This is a genomic window from Roseomonas genomospecies 6, assembly GCF_008365375.1.
In the GTDB taxonomy this organism is placed as follows: Bacteria; Pseudomonadota; Alphaproteobacteria; order Azospirillales; family Azospirillaceae; genus Azospirillum.
In genome coordinates this window covers 1-21564 of record NZ_QOKW01000034.1, presented here as the reverse complement: position 1 = coordinate 21564, position 21564 = coordinate 1, and the positions used below count along the sequence as shown (strand labels likewise).

Genomic DNA, 21564 nt, shown 5'->3' with positions numbered 1-21564 from the left:
GTTCGGGCAATTTCAGGAGCGGCCAGGAGCAAACGTTCTTGTCGATGCGTAGACTTTCTTGCCAATGTGCAAACATTTTTGCCCGACTGCAAGAGACCAAACAATGTCACAAGAATTCATGACGTTAATATAATCTTAACCAACATTCTTATTTTTCCGTTAAGCGTGGCACCTCACCCTCTGGGCTAAGACGATTGTCTAGAGTTCTATGAGGTCCGAGATGGCTGCCGATACGACCGAACTGATGGACGTCACCTTTACGGTGAACGCCTGGGGCGCTCCCGCAGGCGGAAAGTGGCCGCATTTCGTGCTGCGGCTGGATGGGGTGGAGATCGGGCAGGCGACCGTCGCTTCGGCGTCGCTGGGCCGTTACACCTTCAACGCCCGCGTTCCGGCCGACAAGGCCCACAAGCTTCAGCTCCAGTACGACAATGACGGCTCCGTGAACGGAGAGGACCGCAACCTCTTCGTCAAGTCGTTCGAGGTGAACGGGAAACCGATCCTCAGCATCGACCCGCTGGTGACCTACGACACCGGCGACATCGACGGGAAGAACGTCATCGCCGGGCAGACGGAGATGTACTGGCGCGGGGCGCTGAACGTCGATCTGCCCAAGACCATGTTCGCCAGCGCGCAGGCGCCGGAGCCGGAGGCGCCGCCCACCATGACGACCGAGATCGTCGTGAAGGCCTGGGGCGTCGCCGCCAACGGCACGCCGCCGCATTTCAAGCTGATGGTGGACGACAAGGTGGTCGGCGACGCCTGGGTCGGCGCGACCAGCCCGACCGGCTACACCTTCAAGGTCGATGTGGACCCGAACGAGGCCCACAAGATCCAGATCCATTACGACAACGACGCCACCGTCAACGGCCAGGACCGCAACCTGTTCGTCCAGGGCATCACCATCGACGGGCAGGAGATCAAGGCCACGTCCCCGATGGCTTCCTACGACAAGGGACCGGTGGACGGCAAGTTCGTGGTCGCCGGGCAGGAGGGGCTCTTCTGGGGCGGTGCCCTGACCTTCGGCGTGCCGGAGGAGTATTTCGGCGGTCCCTATGTTCCGCCGCCGCCCCCGCCGCCGCCGGTGAAGCTGACCCCGACGGACATCGTCGTCACCGCCTGGGGCCAGTCCGCCGGCGGGGTGGCGCCGCACTTCAAGGTGCTGGTGGACGGCAAGGTCATCGGCGAGGGCCGCGCCACGTCCGGCGACCCGCAGCCTTTCCGCTTCACCGTCGATCTGGACGCCAAGGACGCCCACAAGATCCAGATCCACTACGACAACGATTCCGTGGTGAACGGGCAGGACCGCAACCTGTTCGTCAAGTCGGTGTCCATCAACGGCCACACCGTCGCGGCAACCGACCCCATCGTCACCTACGACAAGGGGGCGGTGGACGGAAAGGATGTTGTGAAGGGGCAGGAGGGCCTCTTCTGGGGCGGTGCGCTGAACGTGAACGCTCCGGCGTCGCTGTTCCAGCCCCCGGCCGAGCCGCCTCCCGCGCCGCCGTCCGGTCCGGCCTTCTATGTGGCGGCCAACGGCAAGGACAGTTGGTCGGGCAAGCTGTCCGCTCCGAACGCCGACGGCACCGACGGTCCCTTCGCCTCGCTGGAGCGCGCCCGTGACGCCATGCGGGACAGCGACATCGACACCACCTACGTGCGCGAGGGCACCTATCGCCTGACCAAGACTTTGGATCTGACCGCCGCCGACAACGGCCACAGCTTCCGCAACTATCCCGGTGAGACGCCGGTGCTGAACGGGGCGGAGAAGGTCACCAACATCGTCAGCGAAGGCAACGGGATCTATTCCGCGAAGCTGTCGCAGGCGACCGACCTCGACCTGACCATCGGCGGCGTGCGCCAGACCTTGGCCAGCAAAGGCATCGTCGATGCCGACAACCCGTACACCACGGGCTGGTACTTCGCCGACGCGGCCAACGGCGGCCCCAGCGGCTGGTCGGTGCGCTACCACACCGGAGACATGTCGTCGGGCGACATCATCCCCGGCATGAAGATCCAGTTGATGGACGCCGAGCGGCTGTCCGACACGCTGACCGAGATCGCCGGGGTCAACGACGCCACCCGGACCATCACGCTGAAGAACGGCACCTCGCTGCCCTTCGCCGAAGGCACGACCTACAAGCTGCTGAACAACCCGTCCTTCGTCGATCAGGCGGGCGAATTCGCGTGGCGCGCCTCGGACAAGGCGCTGGTGTTCAAGCCGGCCAACCCTGCCACCCTGACGCAGGACGGCGTCGAGGTGGCCCGGCTGGGCACGCTGATCCGCCTGAACGGCAGCAGCGACGTGACCATCGAAGGGCTGGGCTTCACCAACACCACCACCTGGGGCTATGCGGTGGAGCTGAAGGGAGCGTCCGGCAACAGCATCGGCAACAACAGCTTCGTCAACGTCGGCACGGCGATCAAGCTGACGGCGGCCTCCTCCAACAACCTCGTCGGCGGCAACACGCTGGAGCATCTGGCCGTCAACGGGATCGAGCTGGACGGGCGCAGCAACGGCAACACCATCTACGCCAACGACATTTCCCATGTCGGGGAGGTGCGCAAGGGTGTGTCCGGCATCATCGGCACCGGGGTGGACAACAACCTGATCGCCCACAACGACGTCGACTCCAGCGCGCGTTACGGCATCTCGCTGAAGAACTGGGACTCCACCAACATCAACCGCAACAACGTCATCGAATACAACCGGGTCACCAACTCCAATCTGGAGACGGCGGACGGCGGCGGCATCGAGGTGCTGGGGCGGTCCAGCGTGGACACCGGCACCATCATCCGCGGCAACTGGGTTGAGGGCGTGGGCGGGCTGGCGACCAGCAACACCGACCAGTGGCTGACCAACCACAAAGGCTTCGGCATCTATCTGGACGACATGGCCGGCGGCGTCACGGTGACCGGCAACTTCCTGAAGGACACCGGTCTGGCCGGGGTGCACATCCACGGCGGCGACAACAACGTCGTCACCAACAACTTCTCGATCATCGCCAGCAACGCAGAGGAGTTCATCCGCGTCGGCTGGGCGCCCAAGCACGGCGACCCCGGCCTGCCGCGCAACAACACCATCACCGGCAACGTCATCAGCGGGACCCTTCCGCTGGACGACTACATCGAACTGCTGACCGCCGGGAACCCGGTGATCAACGGCAACCTCGTCCACAACGTGCCGCGCTACGGCGACAACGACGTGACGGGCAAGCCGTTGTTCAACAACCCCTATTGGGGCGACTACTCGTTGCAGCCGGACTCGCCGGCCCTGGGCATGGGCATCCATGACCTGGACTGGGCGATGATCGGCCAGAGCGGCTACACGGCGTCGGACGGCATGCCCCATTTCTGGGACGCCTGATCGCCGGCCCGCAAGGGACCATCGCGGGATCAAAGGCGGGCGGAGCCGCGTTCTTCCGGGACATGAACCCGGGGAAAGGCCCTGGGAAAGGAGGTTCCGCCCGTGTTCCCGCACCCGCAAGCCCGCCGCAGGCCCGCCGCGGTCCTTCTGCTCGCCGTGGCGGGGCTGGCGGGGTGCGCCGACCCCCGCGCCGATCTCGCGCTGGCGGCCCAGGGTGCTCTGATCGGCATGCCGAAGGCAACGCTGCTGTCCTGCGCCGGCGCGCCGCACCGGCAGGTCGCCAGCGGCGGTCTGGAGTTCCTCGCCTATCAGGCGGGGTCCATCGAATATTACGCGCCACCCCCGCCGCCGGTGGGATATGGGTGGGGCTATCCGGGCTGGCGCTATCGCGGGCTCGACTACGATCCCTGGGGCTACTATCCTCCGGGGCCGGGGGACGTGGTGGACAACCGGTGCGAGGCGACGTTCACGTTGAGGAACGGAAGCGTCGAACGGCTCGTCTACCGGGCGTCTTCGACCGGCGCCTGCGCCGCGATCGTGCAGAACTGCATGGCCCTCGTGCCGCAGAGCATCCCGCCAAGGGCGACCCCGTCAGGATAGAGCCGGCAGAGGCACCCACCTTGAACGCACCCACTTTGAACGCACCCACTTTGAACACTGCGACGAAGACACCGGTACGGATCGCTCTGCTGGCCCTGTGCGCCTTCGGCCTGCTGACGGGCGGGGCCGTCGGGGCGCAGGACGCGCAGAGCGAGACGAAGCCGAAATTCGGGCCGGACGCCGTCCCGATGACCGGGGACCGCGACTACCTGCGCCGGGCCGAAGCGCCGGATTTCTGGGCGCTGATGCCCTATTACACCGCCCAGCAGACCGGCAGCGCCTGTTCGGTCGCCAGCGTGGCGATGATGATCAACGCACTGCGCGGCCTGCCGCCGCTCTCGTCCAACCGGCTGATCACCCAGACGCGGGTGCTGAACGAGGTGGACGACGACGGCTGGAAGGCAGCCTCGGCGGAGAATGGGGACGGGGTGTCCTTCGGCGACTTCGCCGGGCTGGTGCGGAAGTCGGTGGACGCCTTCGGGCTGGAGGCCACGGTTGAGGTCTTCCGGCCGAAGGACACCTCGCCGGAGACGCTGGAGGCGTTGCGGCGCATCCTGGACGAGAACGAGCGCGACGCCTCGGACATCATCCTGCTCGCCTACGACCAGGGCACGCTGACCGGCGACGCCACGGTGGGACACATCGCCCCGCTCGGCGCCTACGACGCGGAAACCCATCGGGTGCTGGTCATGGACGTGGACCGGCTGTGGTACGTGCCCTACTGGTCGAGCGACGAGAAGCTGTTGGAAGCGATGGTGAAACCCGACCGGACCGACCCCACCGGCAGCGGCCTGATCCATGTCCGGCTGAAGGGGCGGACGGCGGGATAGCAGTCTTGATTTATATTGCGTTGCAGCGCGACCCGTTGTCGCATTCCGGTGTCAGGGTTCAACCATCACCCGGCTAATGTTTAACCGTCTGTCGGTTAATTTTGGACGTTTTGGAGCGAAATTTTCGCCGTTACCCGCCTGATGTAATTTAATTTCGCTTTTTGCTGCCGTGCGCCCAGGGTTATTGCTGCGATGCGCAATGCCTGGGTTCCAAGAAAAGCGATAACAACATGTCAGACGAGATTTACGAGCGGGTGCTGTCCAACCCGAAGTTCGCCGAAATGACGGCGAGCCGCGCGCGCTTCAGCTGGCGGCTGGCGCTGATCGTCCTGGCCGTCTACTACGCCTTCGTGTTCGCGGCGGCGCTGGCCCCCGATCTGCTGGCGCGCCCGCTGGCCGAGGGCATGACCTTCCCGGTCGGGCTGGCCGCCGGCATCGTCATCACCGTCTTCTGCTCGCTGATGACCGGCGTCTACGTGCTGCGTGCCAACGGCCGCTACGACGCGATGAACCGCGACCTGCTGGAAGAGGTGGGCCGATGAGCGCCGCGCGTCTTCTCGCCACCCCCGTCGCCGTCGCCTCCGCCGCGCTTCTGCCGGCGCTGATCGCGGCGCCCGCCTTCGCCGCCGCCATCGACGGCGCGGTGGAGCGCCAGCCGGTCAACGTGACGGCCATCGTCATGTTCCTGCTGTTCGTCGCCGGCACTCTGGGCATCACCTATTGGGCCTCCAAGCGCACCCGCTCGGCGTCGGACTTCTACACCGCGGGCGGCGGAATCAGCGGCTTCCAGAACGGGCTGGCCATCGCGGGCGACTACATGTCGGCGGCGGCCTTCCTCGGCCTGTCGGGCATGGTCTTCGCCAAGGGCTTCGACGGGGTGATCTACACCATCGGCTTCCTGGTCGGCTGGCCGCTGATGCTGTTCCTGATCGCCGAGCGGCTGCGCAACCTGGGCCGCTTCACCTTCGCCGACGTGGCGTCCTACCGGCTGGGCCAGACGCCGATCCGCTCGCTCGCGGCGGTCGGGTCGCTGACCGTGGTCTGCTTCTACCTGATCGCGCAGATGGTCGGGGCGGGCAAGCTGATCCAGCTCCTGTTCGGCCTGGAATACACCTACGCCGTCATCATGGTCGGCGTGCTGATGATCATGTACGTGACCTTCGGCGGCATGCTCGCCACGACCTGGGTGCAGATCATCAAGGCGGTGATGCTTCTGGGCGGCTGCACCGTGCTGGTCGGGCTGGCCCTGGCGCAGTTCGGCTTCAACCCGGAACGTCTGCTCCAGCAGGCGGTGTCCGCCCATGCCGCCCATGCCGCCATCCTGCGGCCCAGCGCCGCGATGACCGACCCGATCGCCGCGGTGTCGCTCAGCCTCGCGCTGATGTGCGGCCCGGCGGGTCTGCCGCACATCCTGATGCGCTTCTTCACCGTTCCGGACGCGAAGGAGGCGCGCAAGTCGGTCGTCTACGCCACCGGCTTCATCGGCTACTTCTTCATCCTGACGGTGACCATCGGCTTCCTGGCCATCGTGATCGTCGGCACCAACCCGGCCTATCTGGACGCGGCGGGCAAGATCCTGGGCGGCGGCAACATGGCGGCCATCCACCTGTCCAAGGCCATCGGCGGCAACATCTTCCTGGGCTTCATCTCGGCGGTCGCCTTCGCCACCATCCTGGCGGTGGTCGCGGGCCTGACGCTGGCCGGCGCGTCGGCGGTCAGCCACGACCTCTACGCCCGCGTCATCAAGAAGGGCAACGCCACCGAGGCGTCGGAGATCCGCGTGTCGCGCGCCGCCACGCTGGCCCTGGGCGTCATCGCCATCACGCTGGGCCTGCTGTTCGAGAACCAGAACATCGCCTTCATGGTGGGGCTGGCCTTCGGCTTGGCGTCGTCGGTGAACTTCCCGGTGCTGATCCTGTCGATCTTCTGGAAGGGTCTGACCACCCGCGGCGCCTTCATCGGCGGCTTCGCCGGTCTGGTGAGCTGCGTCGCCTTCGTGGTCCTGGGGCCGACCGTGTGGGTCAGCGTCTTCAAGTTCCCGGCGCCGATCTTCCCGTACGAGCATCCGGCGCTGTTCTCGATGACCATCGCCTTCGTGACGACCTGGCTGTTCTCCGTCACCGACCGCAGCGCGCGGGCGGCGGCGGAGGCGAAGGCCTACGAGTACCAGTACATCCGTTCGGAAACCGGCCTGGGCGCGGCCGGCGCGGTCTCGCACTGACCGCGTGAGGAAAACGGCCCCTCCCTTCGAAGGGAGGGGCCGTGCCTTTTTCAGCGGCGCTGCGCCGACTGGGAATAGACGTAGGAATCGAAGGCGTTCTCGGCGACGCGGAACCACAGCCGCTCCTCGTCGCGGAAGGGCTTCCACGCCTCGTAGACCTTCTTGAAGCGGGGGTTCTTGGCCGACAGCTCGTCGTAAAGCTCGTTGGCGATCTTCTCGCAGGCCATCATGACGTCGCGCGGGAAGGCGCGGAGCTGGGCGCCGCCGGCCACCAGACGCTTCAGCGCCGCGGCGTTGACGGCGTCGTACTTGGCGATCATCCAGGTGTTGGCCTCCCAGCAGGCCTGCTCCAGGATGGTCTTGTAGGACTCCGGAAGCTGTTCCCACGCCGTGATGTTGATCATCAGCGGGATCTGGGCGGAGCCTTCCCACCAGCCCGGCGAGTAGTAGTATTTGGCGACCTTGTGGAAGCCCAGCTTCTCGTCGTCGTAGGGGCCGACGAACTCCGCCGCGTCGATGGTGCCGCGCTCCAGCGCCGGGTAGATGTCGCCGCCGCCGATCTGCTGCGGGACGAGACCCAGCTTGCCCATGATCTGCCCGGCCAGCCCGCCGACCCGCATCTTGAGACCGCTGAGATCCTCCACCGTCTTGATTTCCTTGCGGAACCAGCCGCCCATCTGGGCCGTCGTGTTGCCGGCGGGGATGTTGTGGATGTTGTGGTCCCGGAACAGCTCCCGCATCAGCTCCAGCCCGCCGCCGTGCATCATCCAGGCGATGTGCTGGCGCGTGTTCAGGCCGAAGGGCATGGCGGTGTCGAAGCAGAAGGTCGGGTCCTTGCCGATGTAGAAATAGGCGGCGGATTGGCCGCACTCGACCGTGCCGTTCTGCACCGCGTCCAGCACCTGAAGCGCCGGAACGATCTCGCCTGCCGCGAAGGTGCGGATCTGGAACCTGTTGTCCGTCGCGGCGGCGACCCGGCGGGCGATCAGCTCCGCCCCGCCGAAGATGGTGTCGAGGCTCTTGGGGTAGCTCGACGCCATGCGCCACTTGATCTCGGGCTGGCTCTGCGCGATGGCCGGCGCCGCGACGACGGCGCTGGCGGCCAGACCGGCGGCCATGCCGGTGGTGGTGGCGGTCAGAAAGGAACGACGTTTCATGGCGGGGGAATCTCCCTTCCCATTCCTTATGATTATGCGACCGGTCTTAGCCGAAAACATCCCGGCGGGCCAGTGGCCCCCGCCGCGGAGCTGGGCTTCGCTTTGGGCATTGCCTGAACCATTGCGGCGGTTCATCATCCGCTCTGCGCACAATAAAGAAACCGATCCGCGAAGAGGAAACGCACGGGTATGGATGCACAGGATCTGCGCGCGCTCCAGGCGCCGCTGAAGGACAAGTACAAGGACGCGCCGGACTCGGCGGTGGTCACGCTGAAGGCCCGCGGCGCGCTGGACGACAGCGGCATCGCCTGCAAGGTGGAGACGGGCCGCGCGCTGGTGGAGGCCGGTCTTCACCCGGCGACCGGCGGGCCGGGCACGCAGGCCTGTTCCGGCGACATGCTGCTGGAGGCGCTGGTGGCCTGCGCCGGCGTGACGCTGAAGGCGGTCGCCACGGCGTTGGAGTTCAAGCTGCGCGGCGGCACCGTGTCGGCGGAAGGCGACCTGGATTTCCGCGGCACGCTGGGCGTGGCGAAGGACGCGCCGGTCGGTTTCCGCGCCATCCGCCTGCGCTTCGACCTGGACACCGACGAGCCGGCGGAGCGCATCGCCACCCTGACCAAGCTGACGGAACGCTATTGCGTCGTCTACCAGACGCTGGCCAACCCGCCGCCGATGTCGCTGTCCATCGAGACGGGGCAGGGGTGAGGGTTCTCCCGGACGGGGCGGCTCCGCAGGGCCGCCCCTACCGCCCTTGGGCGATCAGGGCATCAAGAGCGGCGATGACCCGCAAATGCTCGGAATCGAGACTGGCGACCACGGGGCCGAGGACCCGCGTCGGGATGGTTGCGGTCTGAAGCGGGTTCATGACGACCGAAACGCCGTCGATGATGAAGTCGGGGTTCAGGGCCGCGTCCCGGTGCCGTACCTCGCTTGACAGAACCAGAGGAACGACGACCCGCTCGGGCCGCCCTTCCCAGCGGTCGCCCTGAACAATCAGGACATAGGGTACCGCGTCCCTGGTTCGGCCAGGGTTGCGATGAACGTCGAACTGGGCCATCAGCGCGCGTCTTCGTCCGGCATGAAGGCGCCGTTCCACTCGTCCGCGAAGCGTCCGTGCCGTTCGTCGAATTCGTTCCAGGATTCGACCACCTTGCGCCGGTGCTCGTGGTCTTCGTCTCTTTTCCGGCGCTCCGCCTGTGCCCATTCGGCCAACAGAGCTTCGATGGTGCCTGAAAGGTTGTCGGTGTAGGTCTGGGCGATGCGCACCAGATCCTCGTTCACGGTGATGTCGATGCGCTTCTTGGACGCGTCGACATCGTATCCCGTCTCGGCCCTCTGTATGTGGCTCATGCCATGCTCCAATCGGCCTGCATTCATCGTGATGCGGATGCATGCATCGGGCAAGAGGTCAAGCGCACCCTCAATCGGTGAGGAAGGGGTTGTACAGCCGCTCTTCCCCTATGGTGGAGGTCGGACCGTGGCCGGGGATGAAGGTCACGTCGTCGCCCAGGGGGAACAGCTTGGTGCGGATCGAGTCGATCAGGTCGCCGTGGTTGCCCTTGGGGAAGTCGGTGCGGCCGATGGAGCCCTGGAACAGCACGTCGCCGACGATGGCGATCCTGCTGGGCTTGTGCACGAAGACCACATGGCCCGGCGTGTGGCCCGGGCAGTGGTGGACGTCCAGCGTCAGGTTGCCGACCGTCACCGTGTCACCCTCCTCCAGCCAGCGGTCCGGCGTGAAGGAGCGGACCGGCGGGAAGCCGAACATCTGGCTCTGCATCGGCATGCCGTCGATCCAGAACTGGTCCTCGCGGTGCGGCCCCTCGACGGGCAGCTTCAACTCGTCGGCGAGGTCGGCGACGGCGCCCGCATGGTCGATGTGGCCGTGGGTGACCAGGATCTTCTCCAGCGTCACGCCCTTCGACTGGGCGGCGCGCAGGATGCGGGGGATGTCGCCCCCGGGGTCGACGGCGGCGCCCTTCATCGTCTCCGGGCACCAGAGCAGCGTGCAGTTCTGCTGGAACGGGGTGACGGGAACGATGATGGTCTGCATGCCGCGTCCTTACGCCGGTCTGAGGTCGATTGGGTTCGACCTTACGCGCCGCCGATTTCCAGGGCAAGAACCGGTACCAATTCCTGGGCAACGCGGCTATATGGAGGGCACTTTATCTTTATCCCATTCCGCCGCGGGGGGCGGTGCCGGACCGAATGCTGTCGCAAAAAGCCAAATACGCCCTGCGCGCGCTGATCATGTTGGCCGAACGGACGGACGACGAACTCGTCCTGATCGCGGAAATCGCCGAGCGGGAGAACATCCCGCGCAAGTTCCTGGAAGCCATCCTGGTGGAGCTGCGCAAGCACGGGTTGCTATTCGCCAAGCGCGGCAAGAGCGGCGGTTACCGTCTGGCGCGTCCGGCGGACGAGATTTCCTTCGGCGAGGTGATCCGGCTGATCGACGGGCATCTGGCGCCCATCCCCTGCGCCAGCAAGAATTCCTTCCGCCCCTGCGAGGACTGCATCGATCCGCCCACCTGCTCGGTGCGCTGGCTGATGGTGCAGGTGCGCGACGCCACCGCGCAGGTGCTGGACAACCAGACCCTGTCCGACGCCCTTCGCCATCGTCAGGCGACCGGCGGCCTGCCCGTCAATTTCGACATCTGATCCGCATCCACCCATTCAGGGCATCAGGTCCACCGCGATGAACACGCGGTCCAGCGCGCGGTTCGTCGCCTCGCGCAGGATGCCGGCCTCCAACAACTCGTCCACCAGAAGCTGGGCGCCGCGGAAGGTGCTGCCCAGCCGCTTCTGCACCCGCCGCACGGTGACCGCCGGCTCCTCGAACAGGAAATCGAGGATGTCCGGGAGGCGGGAATTGCGGCGCTTCGCCCCCACGCGCTGCCGCCAGCCGTCCGCGGTGCGATCCAGGGACAGGGCGCGCTCCCGCTCCCGCCGCGCGGTCTCCGCCACCATGTCGGCCAGCCAAAGCCGCCATCCCTCGTCCCGCCCGCGCGCGGCGAGGCCGGCGGCGGTGCGGTCGGCGTGCAGGGAGACGGACATGGGCAGCCAGACGTTCGGCACCCGGCAGCAGCGCGCCACCGCCAGAGCGCCCATCAACCGGGCCGAGGGCACGGCCCAGGCCGGAATCCGCAGATCGGGAGCCGGGCGCAGCAGTTCGGCCAGCATCCCCACACCGCCCAGCAGGGCCGGCGACTCCCCGGCCATGTCCAGCCGCTTGAGCAGGGTGGCCGCCTCCGCCTCCCGGTCCGCCGAGAAGGCCAGCCGTCCGGGGTCGCGGCCCGACACCTCCGCCTGAAGGCAGCGCCACAGCGCCTCCGTCCAACCCAGCGTCCAGGCCGGCGGAGCGTCGTCCGCGAGCGGCGGGGCTTCGCCGTCGCCGTCGCCGTCATCGAACGGGAAGGGCGACAGCCCGTCCAGCCCGGCTTCCAGGTCCGCCACCGCGCGCCAGGCGTCGGCGGCGGCTCCGGCGGCCCCGGGGTATGACACCGGCGCGCGGGCGTTGCCCCCGCGGCGGGCGGGGGCCGCGATGACGCCTTGCGTGAACAGGGCGCCCTGCCACAGCGCGCGGACGGACTGCGCCGCCCCCCGCCCGGCGGTGGGAACGAGGTCGGTGCCGATGGTGGCGACCAGAAACTCCGCCGGGTCCACCGCCACGCCGTCGAGCCGCGCCGCCGCGCAGGATTCCCGCCGCGCCGCGTCGGCCCAGAGACGCCGGCGCCGCTCCGGAGCCTGCGCGACCTCCGCCAGCCGTCCGAGCGCGCGCTCGGCCTCCAGAAGGGCGGTGAGGAGGGCGGGGGTGGGAAAAGGGGGTGTTTCGGACATGACCGTACGGAAGAACGCGGCGGGCGGCGCATGGTAGCGATCCGGAGCGCCGCTTCCAGCCCCATCCGCGGCGGCCTGTGAAATTGACGCGGACCGGCGCGGGGAATGACAAAAAACAGCCTTGCGGCATCCGGAGAATCATGCAAACTCTAGAAGGAAAATGGGTATTACATATACATTAAAAAATATGTGAATACGGCTCAACCGCTGTGTTCGCGAAGGCCGGTGCGGCTCGCGGTTCCTGAAGGGGGCCGGTTCCTATGCCGCAACGGTCCCGAAAGACGGAACCATAGAGGGAGTGTGCCATGTCGTTTCTTGATCGGCTCTCCGCGCTTCGCGCCAACCGGCTTTCTGAGAGCCGGCTTTCTGCGGGCCGGCTTTCCGCCAGCCTGCTGGCCGCGGGGGTCGCGCTGGCCATGCTGGCCGCTTCGCCCGCCAAGGCGCAGACCAATCTGCTGAACGTCTCCTACGATCCCACGCGTGAATTCTATGTGGAGTTCAACAAGGCGTTCGCCAAGAAATGGCAGGCCGAAAACGGCCAGTCGGTGACCGTCCGGCAGTCGCACGGCGGGTCGGGCAAGCAGGCGCGCTCGGTCATCGACGGTCTGGACGCCGACGTGGTGACTCTGGCATTGGCCTACGACATCGACGCCATCGCCGACTCGGGTGCCCTGCCGAAGACGTGGCAGGAGCGTCTGCCGAACAACAGCTCCCCCTACACCTCCACGATCGTGTTCCTGGTCCGCAAGGGCAACCCGAAGCAGGTCAAGGACTGGGACGATCTTCTGAAGCCGGGCGTGCAGGTCATCACCCCGAACCCGAAGACCTCGGGCGGAGCGCGCTGGAACTATCTGGCCGCCTGGGCCTATTCGCTGGAGAAGAACGGCAACGACGAGGCCAAGGCCAAGCAGTTCGTCGGCGACCTGTTCCGGAACGTCCCGGTGCTGGACAGCGGCGCCCGCGGCTCCACCGTCACCTTCACCCAGCGGCAGCTCGGCGACGTCCTGCTGGCCTGGGAGAACGAAGCCTTCCTGTCGCTTCAGGAATTCGGCGCCGACAAATTCGAGATCGTCGTGCCGTCCCTGTCGATCCTGGCGGAGCCGCCGGTCACGGTGGTCGATTCGGTGGTGGACCGCAAGGGAACGCGGAAGCTGGCCGAGGCCTACCTGAATTTCCTCTACAGCCCCGAGGCGCAGGACATCGCGGCGAAGCACTTCTACCGCCCGCGTCTTCCGGAGGTCGCTGCGCGGTATGCGGACCGCTTCCCAAATGTTAAGCTTGTGACCATCGACGGCTCCTTCGGGGGGTGGCGTGCGGCCCAGGAGAAGCATTTCGCGGATGGCGGCGTCTTCGACCAGATCTACCAGAAGGGCCGCTGACCCGTGGTCGCGGCGACCACCGGCGACGCCGTGCTCCCCTCCGCGGGGGGCACGGTGTTGAGCGTGCTTCGAAAACCCAGCGTCCTGCCCGGCTTCGGGCTGACCCTCGGATTCACGCTGGCCTATCTGGGGCTGATCGTCCTGCTGCCGCTGGCGGCCCTGGCGCTGAAGGCGGCGGGGCTGGGCTGGTCCGGTTTCTGGAACGCGGTGCTGACTCCCCGCGTCCTGGCGGCCTTCCAGGTCAGCTTCGGGCTGTCGCTGGCCGCCGCCGCGGTCAACGCCGTCTTCGGCTTCATCGTCGCCTGGGTGCTGGTCCGCTACCGCTTTCCCGGCGACCGGATCGTCGACGCGCTGGTCGATCTGCCCTTCGCCCTGCCCACCGCGGTGGCCGGCATCGCGCTCAGCGCGCTGTACGCGCCCAACGGCTGGATCGGCTCCCTGATGATGGACTGGTTCGGGATCAAGGTGGCCTTCACGCCGCTGGGGATCGCCATCGCCCTGACCTTCATCGGCCTGCCCTTCGTGGTGCGCACCGTGCAGCCGATCCTTCAGGATCTGCCGCCGGAGGAGGAGGAGGCCGCCGCGGCGCTCGGCGCCACGCGCTGGCAGACCTTCCGGCGGGTGGTGTTCCCGGCGCTGCTTCCGGCGCTGCTGACCGGATTCGCGCTGGCCTTCGCCCGCGGGGTGGGGGAATACGGGTCGGTGATCTTCATCGCCGGCAACATTCCCGGGATTTCCGAGATCGTGCCGCTGCTGATCGTCATCAAGCTGGAACAGTACGACTATGCCGGCGCCGCGGCGGTGGGCATGCTGATGCTTATGGTGTCCTTCGTGATGCTGCTGGCCCTGAACCTGCTTCAAGCCTGGATGAGGTGGCGCCATGCCCGTTAGAAAAGGCGGATACGCCCCGGCGCTGGCGGACAACGGGTGGGTGCGCGGTCTGCTGATCGCGGCGGCGCTGGGCTTCCTGCTGCTGTTCCTGGTGCTGCCCCTGGTGGCGGTCTTCGTGGAGGCGCTGCGGAACGGCGTGGACGCCTATTGGGAGGCTCTGGTGGAGCCGGACGCGGTGGCGGCCATCAAGCTGACCCTGATCGTCGCGGCCATCGCGGTGCCGATGAACCTCGTCTTCGGCGTGGCGGCGTCCTGGTGCATCGCCAAGTTCGACTTCCGCGGCAAGGATCTGCTGATCACGCTGATCGACCTGCCCTTCTCGGTGTCGCCGGTGATCTCCGGCCTGATCTACGTGCTGCTGTTCGGGCTCCACGGGCTGATGGGGCCGTTCCTGAAGTCGCAGGGCATCCAGATCATCTTCGCCGTGCCGGGGCTGGTGCTGGCCACCGTCTTCGTCACCTTCCCCTTCGTCGCCCGCGAGCTGATCCCGCTGATGCAGGAACAGGGCAACGAGGAGGAGGAGGCGGCGCTGGTCCTGGGCGCGTCCGGCTGGCAGACCTTCTGGCGGGTCACCCTGCCCAACATCAAATGGGGTCTGCTGTACGGCGTCCTGCTGTGCAACGCCCGCGCGATGGGCGAATTCGGCGCGGTGTCGGTGGTGTCCGGCCACATCCGGGGCGAAACCAACACGATGCCCCTGCATGTCGAAATCCTCTACAACGAATACAACTTGGTCGCTGCCTTCGCGGTGGCCTCGGTGCTGGCCATGCTCGCCCTCGTCACGCTGGTGGTGAAGACGGTGCTGGAATGGCGCTTCGGGGCTGAGCTGGCGGCCACCCGGCATTGAGGCGACGCACGTCATGGCGATCCAAGTCTCCGGCATCACCAAACAATTCGGAAGTTTCCGCGCGCTCGACTCGGTGGACCTCGACGTCCGCTCGGGCGAGCTTCTGGCCCTGCTCGGTCCCTCGGGGTCGGGAAAGACGACGCTGCTGCGCATCATGGCGGGGCTGGAGTTCGCCGATTCCGGCAGCCTCCAGCTCCACGGGGAGGAGGCGCTGGGCCTCAGCCCACGGGAGCGGCAGGTCGGCTTCGTCTTCCAGCATTACGCGCTGTTCCGCCACATGACGGTCTTCGACAACGTGGCCTTCGGCCTGAAGGTGCGCCCGCGCGGCCGGCGCTTCACCGCGGCGGAGATCAAGCGGCGCGTCATGGAACTGCTGGAACTGGTCCAGCTCGCCCACTTCGCCGACCGCTACCCGGCGCAGCTTTCCGGCGGCCAGCGGCAGCGCGTGGCTCTGGCCCGCGCGCTCGCCATCGAGCCGAAGGTGCTTCTGCTGGACGAGCCGTTCGGCGCGCTGGACGCCAAGGTGCGCAAGGAGCTGCGGCGCTGGCTGCGCAAGCTGCACGAGGACATCCACATCACCTCCGTCTTCGTGACCCACGACCAGGAGGAGGCGCTGGAACTGGCCGACCGCGTGGTGGTGATGAGCCAGGGCCGGATCGAGCAGGTGGGCAGCCCGGCGGAGGTCTACGACCGCCCCGCCTCGGCCTTCGTCTACGAGTTCCTCGGGCAGGTGAACCGCTTCGACTGCGTGGTGGCGGACGGGGTGGCGCGGACGGCCAACGGGGCGCTGTCCATCCCCGCCGACGGCACGGTCCGCGGCCAGGCCATCGCCTATGTGCGCCCGCACGACCTGGGCCTCAGCCCCTGCGCCGGGGGACCGGGCCGCGTGACCGGCATCCATGTGGTGGGGCCGGACGCGCGGATCGAGATCGACCTCGCCGGCCTGCCGCTGGAAGCCGAGATGGACCGCGAGCGGCTGTCCGCCCTGGGCCTTCGCCCCGGCGACCAGTGCGCCGTCCACATCGACCGCGCGCGTGTCTTCCCGCAGCCGTGACGAGGCGGTGAGACCCCGCTGACCGACGGTCCGGATGCGCTCTCCCCATCCTCGAAATGGGGCGGGGGAGGGCGGGCGGCGGCATGCTCCGTTCGGACCGCGGGCTAACTCCGAAGCCGACCCGTAACGCCATTGCCTTCTGGCGGTGCGGACGAAGGATGTGTTGAGCCTTCCGCATTGCACCAAATGCAGGAGGCATCGGTGGACCATTCTGGACTGTCGCAGACCCCCGGCCCCGGCACTGCCGCCATGCGGACGGACGCCGGGGCCGGGGTCTGGTCGCCGCCGCTGGCGCTCGTGCTGCCGGTGATCCTGGCGCTGCTTCTGCTGCCGCTTCTGCTGGTGGAGATGCCGCCGCTGCTCGACTACCCGAACCATCTGGCGCGGGTGGACGTGCTGCGTCACCTCCGGACCGATCCCTTCCTGGCCGAACGCTACACCGCTTCCCTGACGCCGGTGCCGAACCTGCTGATGGAGGCGGTGATGCTGCCGCTCGCCAGCGTGCTGCCGCTCTACGTGGCGGGGCGGGTCTACATGGCGCTCGCCGCGGCGCTGACCCTGATCGGGGCCGTGCTGCTGAACCGGACGCTGTTCGGGCGTTGGAGCCTGTGGCCGCTGTGCGGCGCACTGTTCATCCACAACGCCACGCTGATCGGCGGCTTCATGAGCTTCTCGCTCGGCCTGGGCTTCCTGCTGATCGGCCTGTCGTTGTGGATCGCGCTGGCGGGGCGGCGCTGGCAGTTGCCGGTGGGAATGGGCTGCGCGCTGTTCCTCTACTTCGCCCACGCCATCGTGCTCGGCTCCTTCCTGCTGTGCCTGTTCGCGGTGGAGGCGGCGAAATATGTGGGGGAGGGGCGCAAGCCGCCGACCCTCGCCAATCTCGGGCGCGACGCGCTGCGCTTCGCGGCGTTGCTGGCGCTGCCCGCGGCCCTGTTCGCCGGCACGGTGGGGACGCAGCTTCTGCAATCCGACGCGGCGGCGGTGGGAGCGCGCGACAGCACGCCGGTCCTGCTGCTGAAGGAGGTCTATTGGCGGCTGAAGAAGCTGACGGAGCTGAAGCAGTGGCGCTATCGGCTGCACGACATGCTGGCGCCGGTCCTGAACTACAACACGCTGCTGGACGTGGCGACCCTGCTTCTGGTGCTGGGCGGCATGGTGGCGGCGCGCGTGGCGGGCTGGCTGCGCGCGTCGCGGGGCATGATGCTGGCGGCGGCCCTGTTCGCGCTGGCCTTCTTCGTCGTTCCGGACCCCTTCTTCGGCACCTATTTCGTGTCGATCCGCTTCTGGATTCTAGCGGCCTTCCTTCTGGTGGCCGGCACCGACCTGCGCTTTCCCGGGCCGCGCGCCGCGACGGCCTTCGCGGTCGGGCTGGTCGGCCTGCTGGCGGTGCGGACCGGCGTCCTGACGGTCAATTGGATGGCCTACGGGGACGATGTGGCCGACCTGCGCCGCGCCATGGAGCGGATCGAACCCGGACGCTCCGTCCTGATCGCCTGGGCGGGGCGGGAAGCCGGCTGCTGCAACACGCGGGAGTTCCTGCTCACCCAGCCGCCCTGGCGCCATTCGCTGGTCGCGCTGCCCAGCCTGATCCATCTGCCGTCGCTGATCACCGTGGAGCGGCGCGCCTTCGTCCCGACCCTGTTCAGCCACCCGGGCAAGCAGCCGCTGACGGTGACCCAGCCCTACCGCGACCGCTGCATGGCGATCTACGAGGGGGTTCCGGTGGACGTGCGCCTGCTCTCCCACCCCGAAGAGGCGACCCTGCGCGATCATGTGGAGCCCTGCCCGCACTATGTCGGCTGGCGGGACAAGTACGATTACGTGCTGGTGATGTTCTCCAACGTCTTCCACGCGGCGGGCCTGAAGCCGCCGCCGGGAGCGGAGGAGGCGTACCGCGGCACCGTCTTCGACCTGTGGCGGGTGGCGCGCTGACGAAACCGGTTCAGCCGCTCTGGCCGGGCAGATCGCTGAGCGCGTCGTAGCCGCGGTCGCGGACGCTCTTCAGGCTCTGGTCGATGGCTTCGGCGTCCAGCCCGGCGTTGCGCAGAACGAGGCTGGCCAGTTGCAGGCTGGCCTCCAGCGTCTCGGGAACCACGGCGGTCGCTCCGGACTTCTTCAGCCGCGCGCCGCGGTCGAGATCGTGGGCGCGGGCGGCGATGGACAGGCGCGGGGCGGCCCGGCGGATGGCCTCCACGGCCCGCTCCGCCATGTCCGGGCGGTTGACGGTGATGACGGCGGCCCGCGCCCGCTCGATCCCGGCGGCGCGGAGAACGCCGATCTGGCTGGAGTCGCCGTAATAGACCGGCAGCCCCTCGGCCCGCGCCGCCGCCACCCGCTGCGGGTCGAGGTCCAGCGCGACGTAGGGGATGTCGTGGGTCCGCAGCAGCCGCGCGACGGCGCGCCCGACCCGGCCATAGCCGGCGATCAGCACATGCCCGGTGATGTCGCTGGTCTCGACGCCGAACGCCTCCGCGCCGTAGCGGGCCTCGACCCTCTGGGCCAGCCGCTGGGCGACGAAGCCGATCAGCGGCGTGACCGCCATGCTGAGCGCGACGCAGGAGGACAGCAGCAGCCCCGTGTCGCCCTCCAGCACCGCCAGCCGCGTCGCCTTGCCGATCAGGACGAAGGCGAACTCGCCCCCCTGCGACAGCAGCAGGCCGATGCGCAGCGAGGTCGCCAGCCCGAGTCCCGACAGGCGGCAGAGCAGGAACAGCAGGATGCTCTTTCCGACCAGGAGCGCCGCAGTCACCAGCAGGATGTCGTCGGCGCGCCGGAGCATGGCGGGCAGGTCCAGAGTCATGCCCACCGTCATGAAGAACAGGCCCAGCAGAAGGCCGCGGAACGGCTCGATGTCGGCCTCGACCTGATGGCGGTAGGCGGTGTCGGCCATCAGCATGCCGGCGAGGAAGGCGCCCAGCGCCATCGACATGCCGGCCGCCGCCGTCAGCCAGGCGACCGCCAGAACGACCAGCAGGTTGGTCGCCGTGAAGACCTCCGGGCTCCTGGCCGAGGCCACGAAATGATAGACCGGACGCACCACGAACCGGCCCAGCAGCATGATGCCGCCGATCGCCGCGACGGCCTTGACCCCGGCCAGGGCGAGCGCCCAGGGAATGCTGGTGCCGCCGCCGGCCAGCAGCGGCAGCAGTGTCAGCAGCGGGACGACGGCCAGATCCTGGAAGATCAGCACGGCGACGGACACGCGCCCGAACCGCGCCACCGTCTCCCCGCGCTCCACCAGCAGCTTCAGCACCGTGGCGGTGGAGGAGAAGGCCAGCATGCCGCCGATGACCAGCGCCGCCGCCATGGTCTCTCCCAGCGCGTAGGCGGCGGCGGCGATGGCGGCGCTGGTCAGCACGACCTGCATCAACCCCAGCCCGAAGATGTAGCGCCGCATGGCCCGCAAGCGCGACAGCGGCAGTTCCAGTCCGATGGCGAAGAGGAGGAAGACCACCCCGAATTCCGACAGGACCTGCGGAAGCTCCATATCGACGACCGGCCCCGGCGTGTGCGGGCCGAGCAGCGCCCCTCCCACCAGATAGCCGAGCAGCGCGGGGATGCGCAGCGCCTGGAACAGCGGAACGATCACAACCGCCGCCAGCAGAAGGAACAGGACGTCGAAGAGCAGTTTGGGATCGTGCATGGCCGCGCGCTGAATGGGTCGGGCCGGGTGCTCCAGCCGTCCGGGACGGCGTCTGTATGCGGTGCAAAGACGGCAGCCGCAAGCGCAGCGGGTATGCCAAAGATCGGAAAGAGAGAAAAAGTCCTGGAGGCGTCGAGAAATTCCCGTGCTGTGGCTGGGATGCCGCGGCGTCAGGCCGTGCGAGCGGCCAGCAATTCCTCGACGGTGTCGAGCAGTTCGGCGGTGTCGAAGGGCTTGTACAGCACCCGGTCGGCGCCGTGCATTTCCGAAAGGCTCAGCGAGAAGGCCGCCGGGAACTCGTCCGTTCCGCCGGACATGGCCAGGACGGCGGGAGCCTGCGGGTCGTTGCGGGCGCGCAAGCGGCGGATCAGCGTCATGCCATCCAGCCCCGGCATCATCATGTCCACGATGGCCAGATCGAACGGCTCGCGCTCCAGCATCGCAAGGCCGGACAGGCCGTCATGCGCCTCCGCCACATGGTGTCCCTGCGACTCCAGCGTCATGCGCAGCAGCGCCGTGAAGGCCGGCACGTCGTCGATCACCAGAATTCGGGCCATGGGCTCCGTTGCTCCAAAACTGGGTGGCGTGGGATGAGAATGACGCGAGGGCAGGGCGGTTCAGTCCGCCGCGGCTCCTTCGCGGCCCGTGTCGCCGACGGTCTCCTGCCCATCTCCGGCGCGCCTCCCGCCCAGAGCGCGGCGGGCCAGCAGCGTGCGCAGCACCTCGTCCAGCCCTTCGGCCAGGGCGCCGTGCTGCACCGGCGGAAGGCTCTCGATGGCGGCGGCCAGTTCGTTCAACGGGTCTTTGGCGAGCGCCGCCCGTCCCTTCGCCGTCACGGTCAGCCGGATGGAGCGGCGGTCCGTCTCGCTGGGGTGGCGTTCCAGAAGCTCCTTCTTGAGCAGGGCCGCGATGGTCTGGCTTGCCGTTCCCTTGGTCGTTCCGTGATGGCAGGCGAAGGCCACGACGCTGCGGGCGCTCGCGTTCGCCTGGGCGAAATAGCGCAGCGCCGCCCACTGGGCCGGATTCAGCCCATCGGTGAAGGCGAGGCTTGCGGTGGTCCGCAGAACCTGCGCCATGACCTCGGCGGTAGCGCGCGCTCTTGGGCGCATGCCGGTTTCCTCGATGCCTGCGGAGTCGGTGTGAAAACCATAAGGCGTGGCATGGAGACTGTCCAGACGCCGCCATCGCGTCTCTTTGTCATCCTTCCGCCGTCGGTCCCGGCTCGGATTCGAATCTTCCACTTGGCGACTGTTTTTACTGGATCGACCGGAGGCTCTGCCCTATACAGCGCCTCCCTCGCCGGCCGCGGGGCTCCCGATGGGGTGGCGCGGCTGGAAAGGGGCTCCTCGATGGAAGGGAGGGGCAAGGGTCAAAGGCGCCTCACCGGCCCGTTTCCGCCCCAGGCGGCCTAGGCGGTTCGGTGAAAATGAAACAAAGGGCTTGACGCTCTCTGCCTTAAGCGCTAAGTTGACCCTCTGCCGGCACGAACGACCGTTTGTGCCTCTCCGACCTTCGAAAACCCGGATGACGACCACGGCCAGTCTGCCGATCGTCTCTCTGTCGGTTCGTCGGGGAAATGGTTCTTGGACATTGTTGATCGTGAAAATCGAGAAGGGATGCGCAGGCGGCGGTATGGACCGTTGGCCGCGGGTTGGTTCCGGATGGAGCCGGCATCGCGGGTCGCTTGAGCATCTCGGTCAAGCAGTAAGAGACGAACAGTTTCGAAGGCTTGGGT

General features: G+C 67.6%; 21 protein-coding genes. 13 read left to right on the top strand and 8 right to left on the bottom strand.

Annotation, left to right across the window (positions count from 1 at the left end; translation table 11 throughout):
• Positions 1-220: 220 nt before the first annotated feature.
• The 5 genes from DS843_RS27095 (at position 221) to DS843_RS27075 (ending at position 7018) form a co-directional block, all read left to right on the top strand.
• Positions 221-3367: a carbohydrate-binding domain-containing protein gene (locus DS843_RS27095; protein WP_149471941.1), complete on the top strand. Its 3147-nt coding sequence runs from the start codon at positions 221-223 to the stop codon at positions 3365-3367.
• Between the two features lie 102 nt (positions 3368-3469).
• Positions 3470-3967: a hypothetical protein gene (locus DS843_RS27090; RefSeq protein ID WP_149471940.1), complete on the top strand. Its 498-nt coding sequence runs from the start codon at positions 3470-3472 to the stop codon at positions 3965-3967.
• 50 nt (positions 3968-4017) lie between these two features.
• On the top strand, positions 4018-4797 hold the full coding sequence (locus DS843_RS27085; protein WP_286192348.1) for a phytochelatin synthase family protein: 780 nt from the start codon (positions 4018-4020) through the stop codon (positions 4795-4797).
• A gap of 230 nt (positions 4798-5027) precedes the next feature.
• Positions 5028-5339, top strand: coding sequence for a DUF485 domain-containing protein (locus tag DS843_RS27080; RefSeq protein ID WP_149471939.1), 312 nt, complete (start codon positions 5028-5030; stop codon positions 5337-5339).
• Positions 5336-7018 (top strand): cation acetate symporter, encoded by a 1683-nt coding sequence (locus tag DS843_RS27075; RefSeq protein WP_149471938.1) that lies wholly within the window; start codon positions 5336-5338, stop codon positions 7016-7018. Before DS843_RS27080 ends, DS843_RS27075 begins: the two co-directional genes overlap by 4 nt.
• A 50-nt stretch (positions 7019-7068) precedes the next feature.
• Here DS843_RS27075 and DS843_RS27070 read toward each other — a convergent pair whose 3' ends face one another.
• Entirely contained in the window at positions 7069-8175 is a 1107-nt protein-coding gene (locus tag DS843_RS27070) for a TRAP transporter substrate-binding protein (protein ID WP_149471937.1), read from the bottom strand.
• A gap of 189 nt (positions 8176-8364) precedes the next feature.
• On the opposite strand from DS843_RS27070, the gene DS843_RS27065 reads away from it, so the two are divergent.
• A complete protein-coding gene (locus DS843_RS27065) occupies positions 8365-8880 on the top strand; it encodes an OsmC family protein (RefSeq protein ID WP_149471936.1) in 516 nt (171 codons plus the stop codon).
• 37 nt (positions 8881-8917) lie between these two features.
• Here the strand turns inward: DS843_RS27065 and DS843_RS27060 are convergent, their stop codons facing one another.
• From DS843_RS27060 to DS843_RS27050, 3 genes are all read right to left on the bottom strand, one after another.
• Positions 8918-9232 carry a CcdB family protein gene (locus DS843_RS27060; protein WP_149471935.1) on the bottom strand — a complete coding sequence of 105 codons (315 nt, stop codon included), beginning with the start codon at positions 9230-9232 and terminating at the stop codon, positions 8918-8920.
• Positions 9232-9525: a type II toxin-antitoxin system CcdA family antitoxin gene (locus DS843_RS27055; RefSeq protein ID WP_167525486.1), complete on the bottom strand. Its 294-nt coding sequence runs from the start codon at positions 9523-9525 to the stop codon at positions 9232-9234. Before DS843_RS27055 ends, DS843_RS27060 begins: the two co-directional genes overlap by 1 nt.
• A gap of 70 nt (positions 9526-9595) precedes the next feature.
• The gene (locus DS843_RS27050; RefSeq protein ID WP_149471933.1) at positions 9596-10228 is read right to left on the bottom strand and encodes an MBL fold metallo-hydrolase; all 633 of its coding nucleotides are present in this window, start codon (positions 10226-10228) and stop codon (positions 9596-9598) included.
• A 155-nt stretch (positions 10229-10383) separates the two neighbouring features.
• Here DS843_RS27050 and DS843_RS27045 point away from each other — a divergent pair, with 155 nt between their 5' ends.
• The gene (locus DS843_RS27045) at positions 10384-10836 is read left to right on the top strand and encodes an RrF2 family transcriptional regulator (RefSeq protein ID WP_149471932.1); all 453 of its coding nucleotides are present in this window, start codon (positions 10384-10386) and stop codon (positions 10834-10836) included.
• A 15-nt stretch (positions 10837-10851) separates the two neighbouring features.
• On the opposite strand, the gene DS843_RS27040 is transcribed toward DS843_RS27045, so the two are convergent.
• Positions 10852-12015, bottom strand: coding sequence for a hypothetical protein (locus tag DS843_RS27040; protein WP_149471931.1), 1164 nt, complete (start codon positions 12013-12015; stop codon positions 10852-10854).
• A gap of 305 nt (positions 12016-12320) precedes the next feature.
• On the opposite strand from DS843_RS27040, the gene DS843_RS27035 reads away from it, so the two are divergent.
• From DS843_RS27035 to DS843_RS27015, 5 genes are all read left to right on the top strand, one after another.
• Entirely contained in the window at positions 12321-13394 is a 1074-nt protein-coding gene (locus DS843_RS27035; protein ID WP_149471930.1) for a sulfate ABC transporter substrate-binding protein, read from the top strand.
• Positions 13395-13451: 57 nt separating this feature from the next.
• Complete coding sequence (cysT, locus tag DS843_RS27030) at positions 13452-14285, top strand: sulfate ABC transporter permease subunit CysT (RefSeq protein ID WP_475849415.1); 834 nt, start codon at positions 13452-13454, stop codon at positions 14283-14285.
• Positions 14275-15132 (top strand): sulfate ABC transporter permease subunit CysW, encoded by an 858-nt coding sequence (gene cysW, locus DS843_RS27025; RefSeq protein ID WP_149471929.1) that lies wholly within the window; start codon positions 14275-14277, stop codon positions 15130-15132. Before cysT ends, cysW begins: the two co-directional genes overlap by 11 nt.
• Positions 15133-15145: 13 nt before the next feature.
• Entirely contained in the window at positions 15146-16186 is a 1041-nt protein-coding gene (locus DS843_RS27020) for a sulfate/molybdate ABC transporter ATP-binding protein (RefSeq protein ID WP_149471928.1), read from the top strand.
• Between the two features lie 201 nt (positions 16187-16387).
• The gene (locus DS843_RS27015; RefSeq protein ID WP_286192347.1) at positions 16388-18118 is read left to right on the top strand and encodes a hypothetical protein; all 1731 of its coding nucleotides are present in this window, start codon (positions 16388-16390) and stop codon (positions 18116-18118) included.
• A gap of 10 nt (positions 18119-18128) precedes the next feature.
• Here the strand turns inward: DS843_RS27015 and DS843_RS27010 are convergent, their stop codons facing one another.
• From DS843_RS27010 to DS843_RS27000, 3 genes are all read right to left on the bottom strand, one after another.
• Positions 18129-19829 carry a monovalent cation:proton antiporter-2 (CPA2) family protein gene (locus DS843_RS27010; RefSeq protein WP_149471926.1) on the bottom strand — a complete coding sequence of 567 codons (1701 nt, stop codon included), beginning with the start codon at positions 19827-19829 and terminating at the stop codon, positions 18129-18131.
• A 170-nt stretch (positions 19830-19999) separates the two neighbouring features.
• On the bottom strand, positions 20000-20386 hold the full coding sequence (locus DS843_RS27005) for a response regulator transcription factor (protein ID WP_149471925.1): 387 nt from the start codon (positions 20384-20386) through the stop codon (positions 20000-20002).
• Between the two features lie 60 nt (positions 20387-20446).
• Positions 20447-20938 (bottom strand): MarR family transcriptional regulator, encoded by a 492-nt coding sequence (locus DS843_RS27000; RefSeq protein WP_149471924.1) that lies wholly within the window; start codon positions 20936-20938, stop codon positions 20447-20449.
• Between the two features lie 415 nt (positions 20939-21353).
• Between DS843_RS27000 and DS843_RS31655 the strand changes: the two genes are divergently transcribed.
• The coding region (locus tag DS843_RS31655; protein ID WP_208852336.1) for a hypothetical protein at positions 21354-21564 on the top strand (211 nt) is incomplete at its 3' end.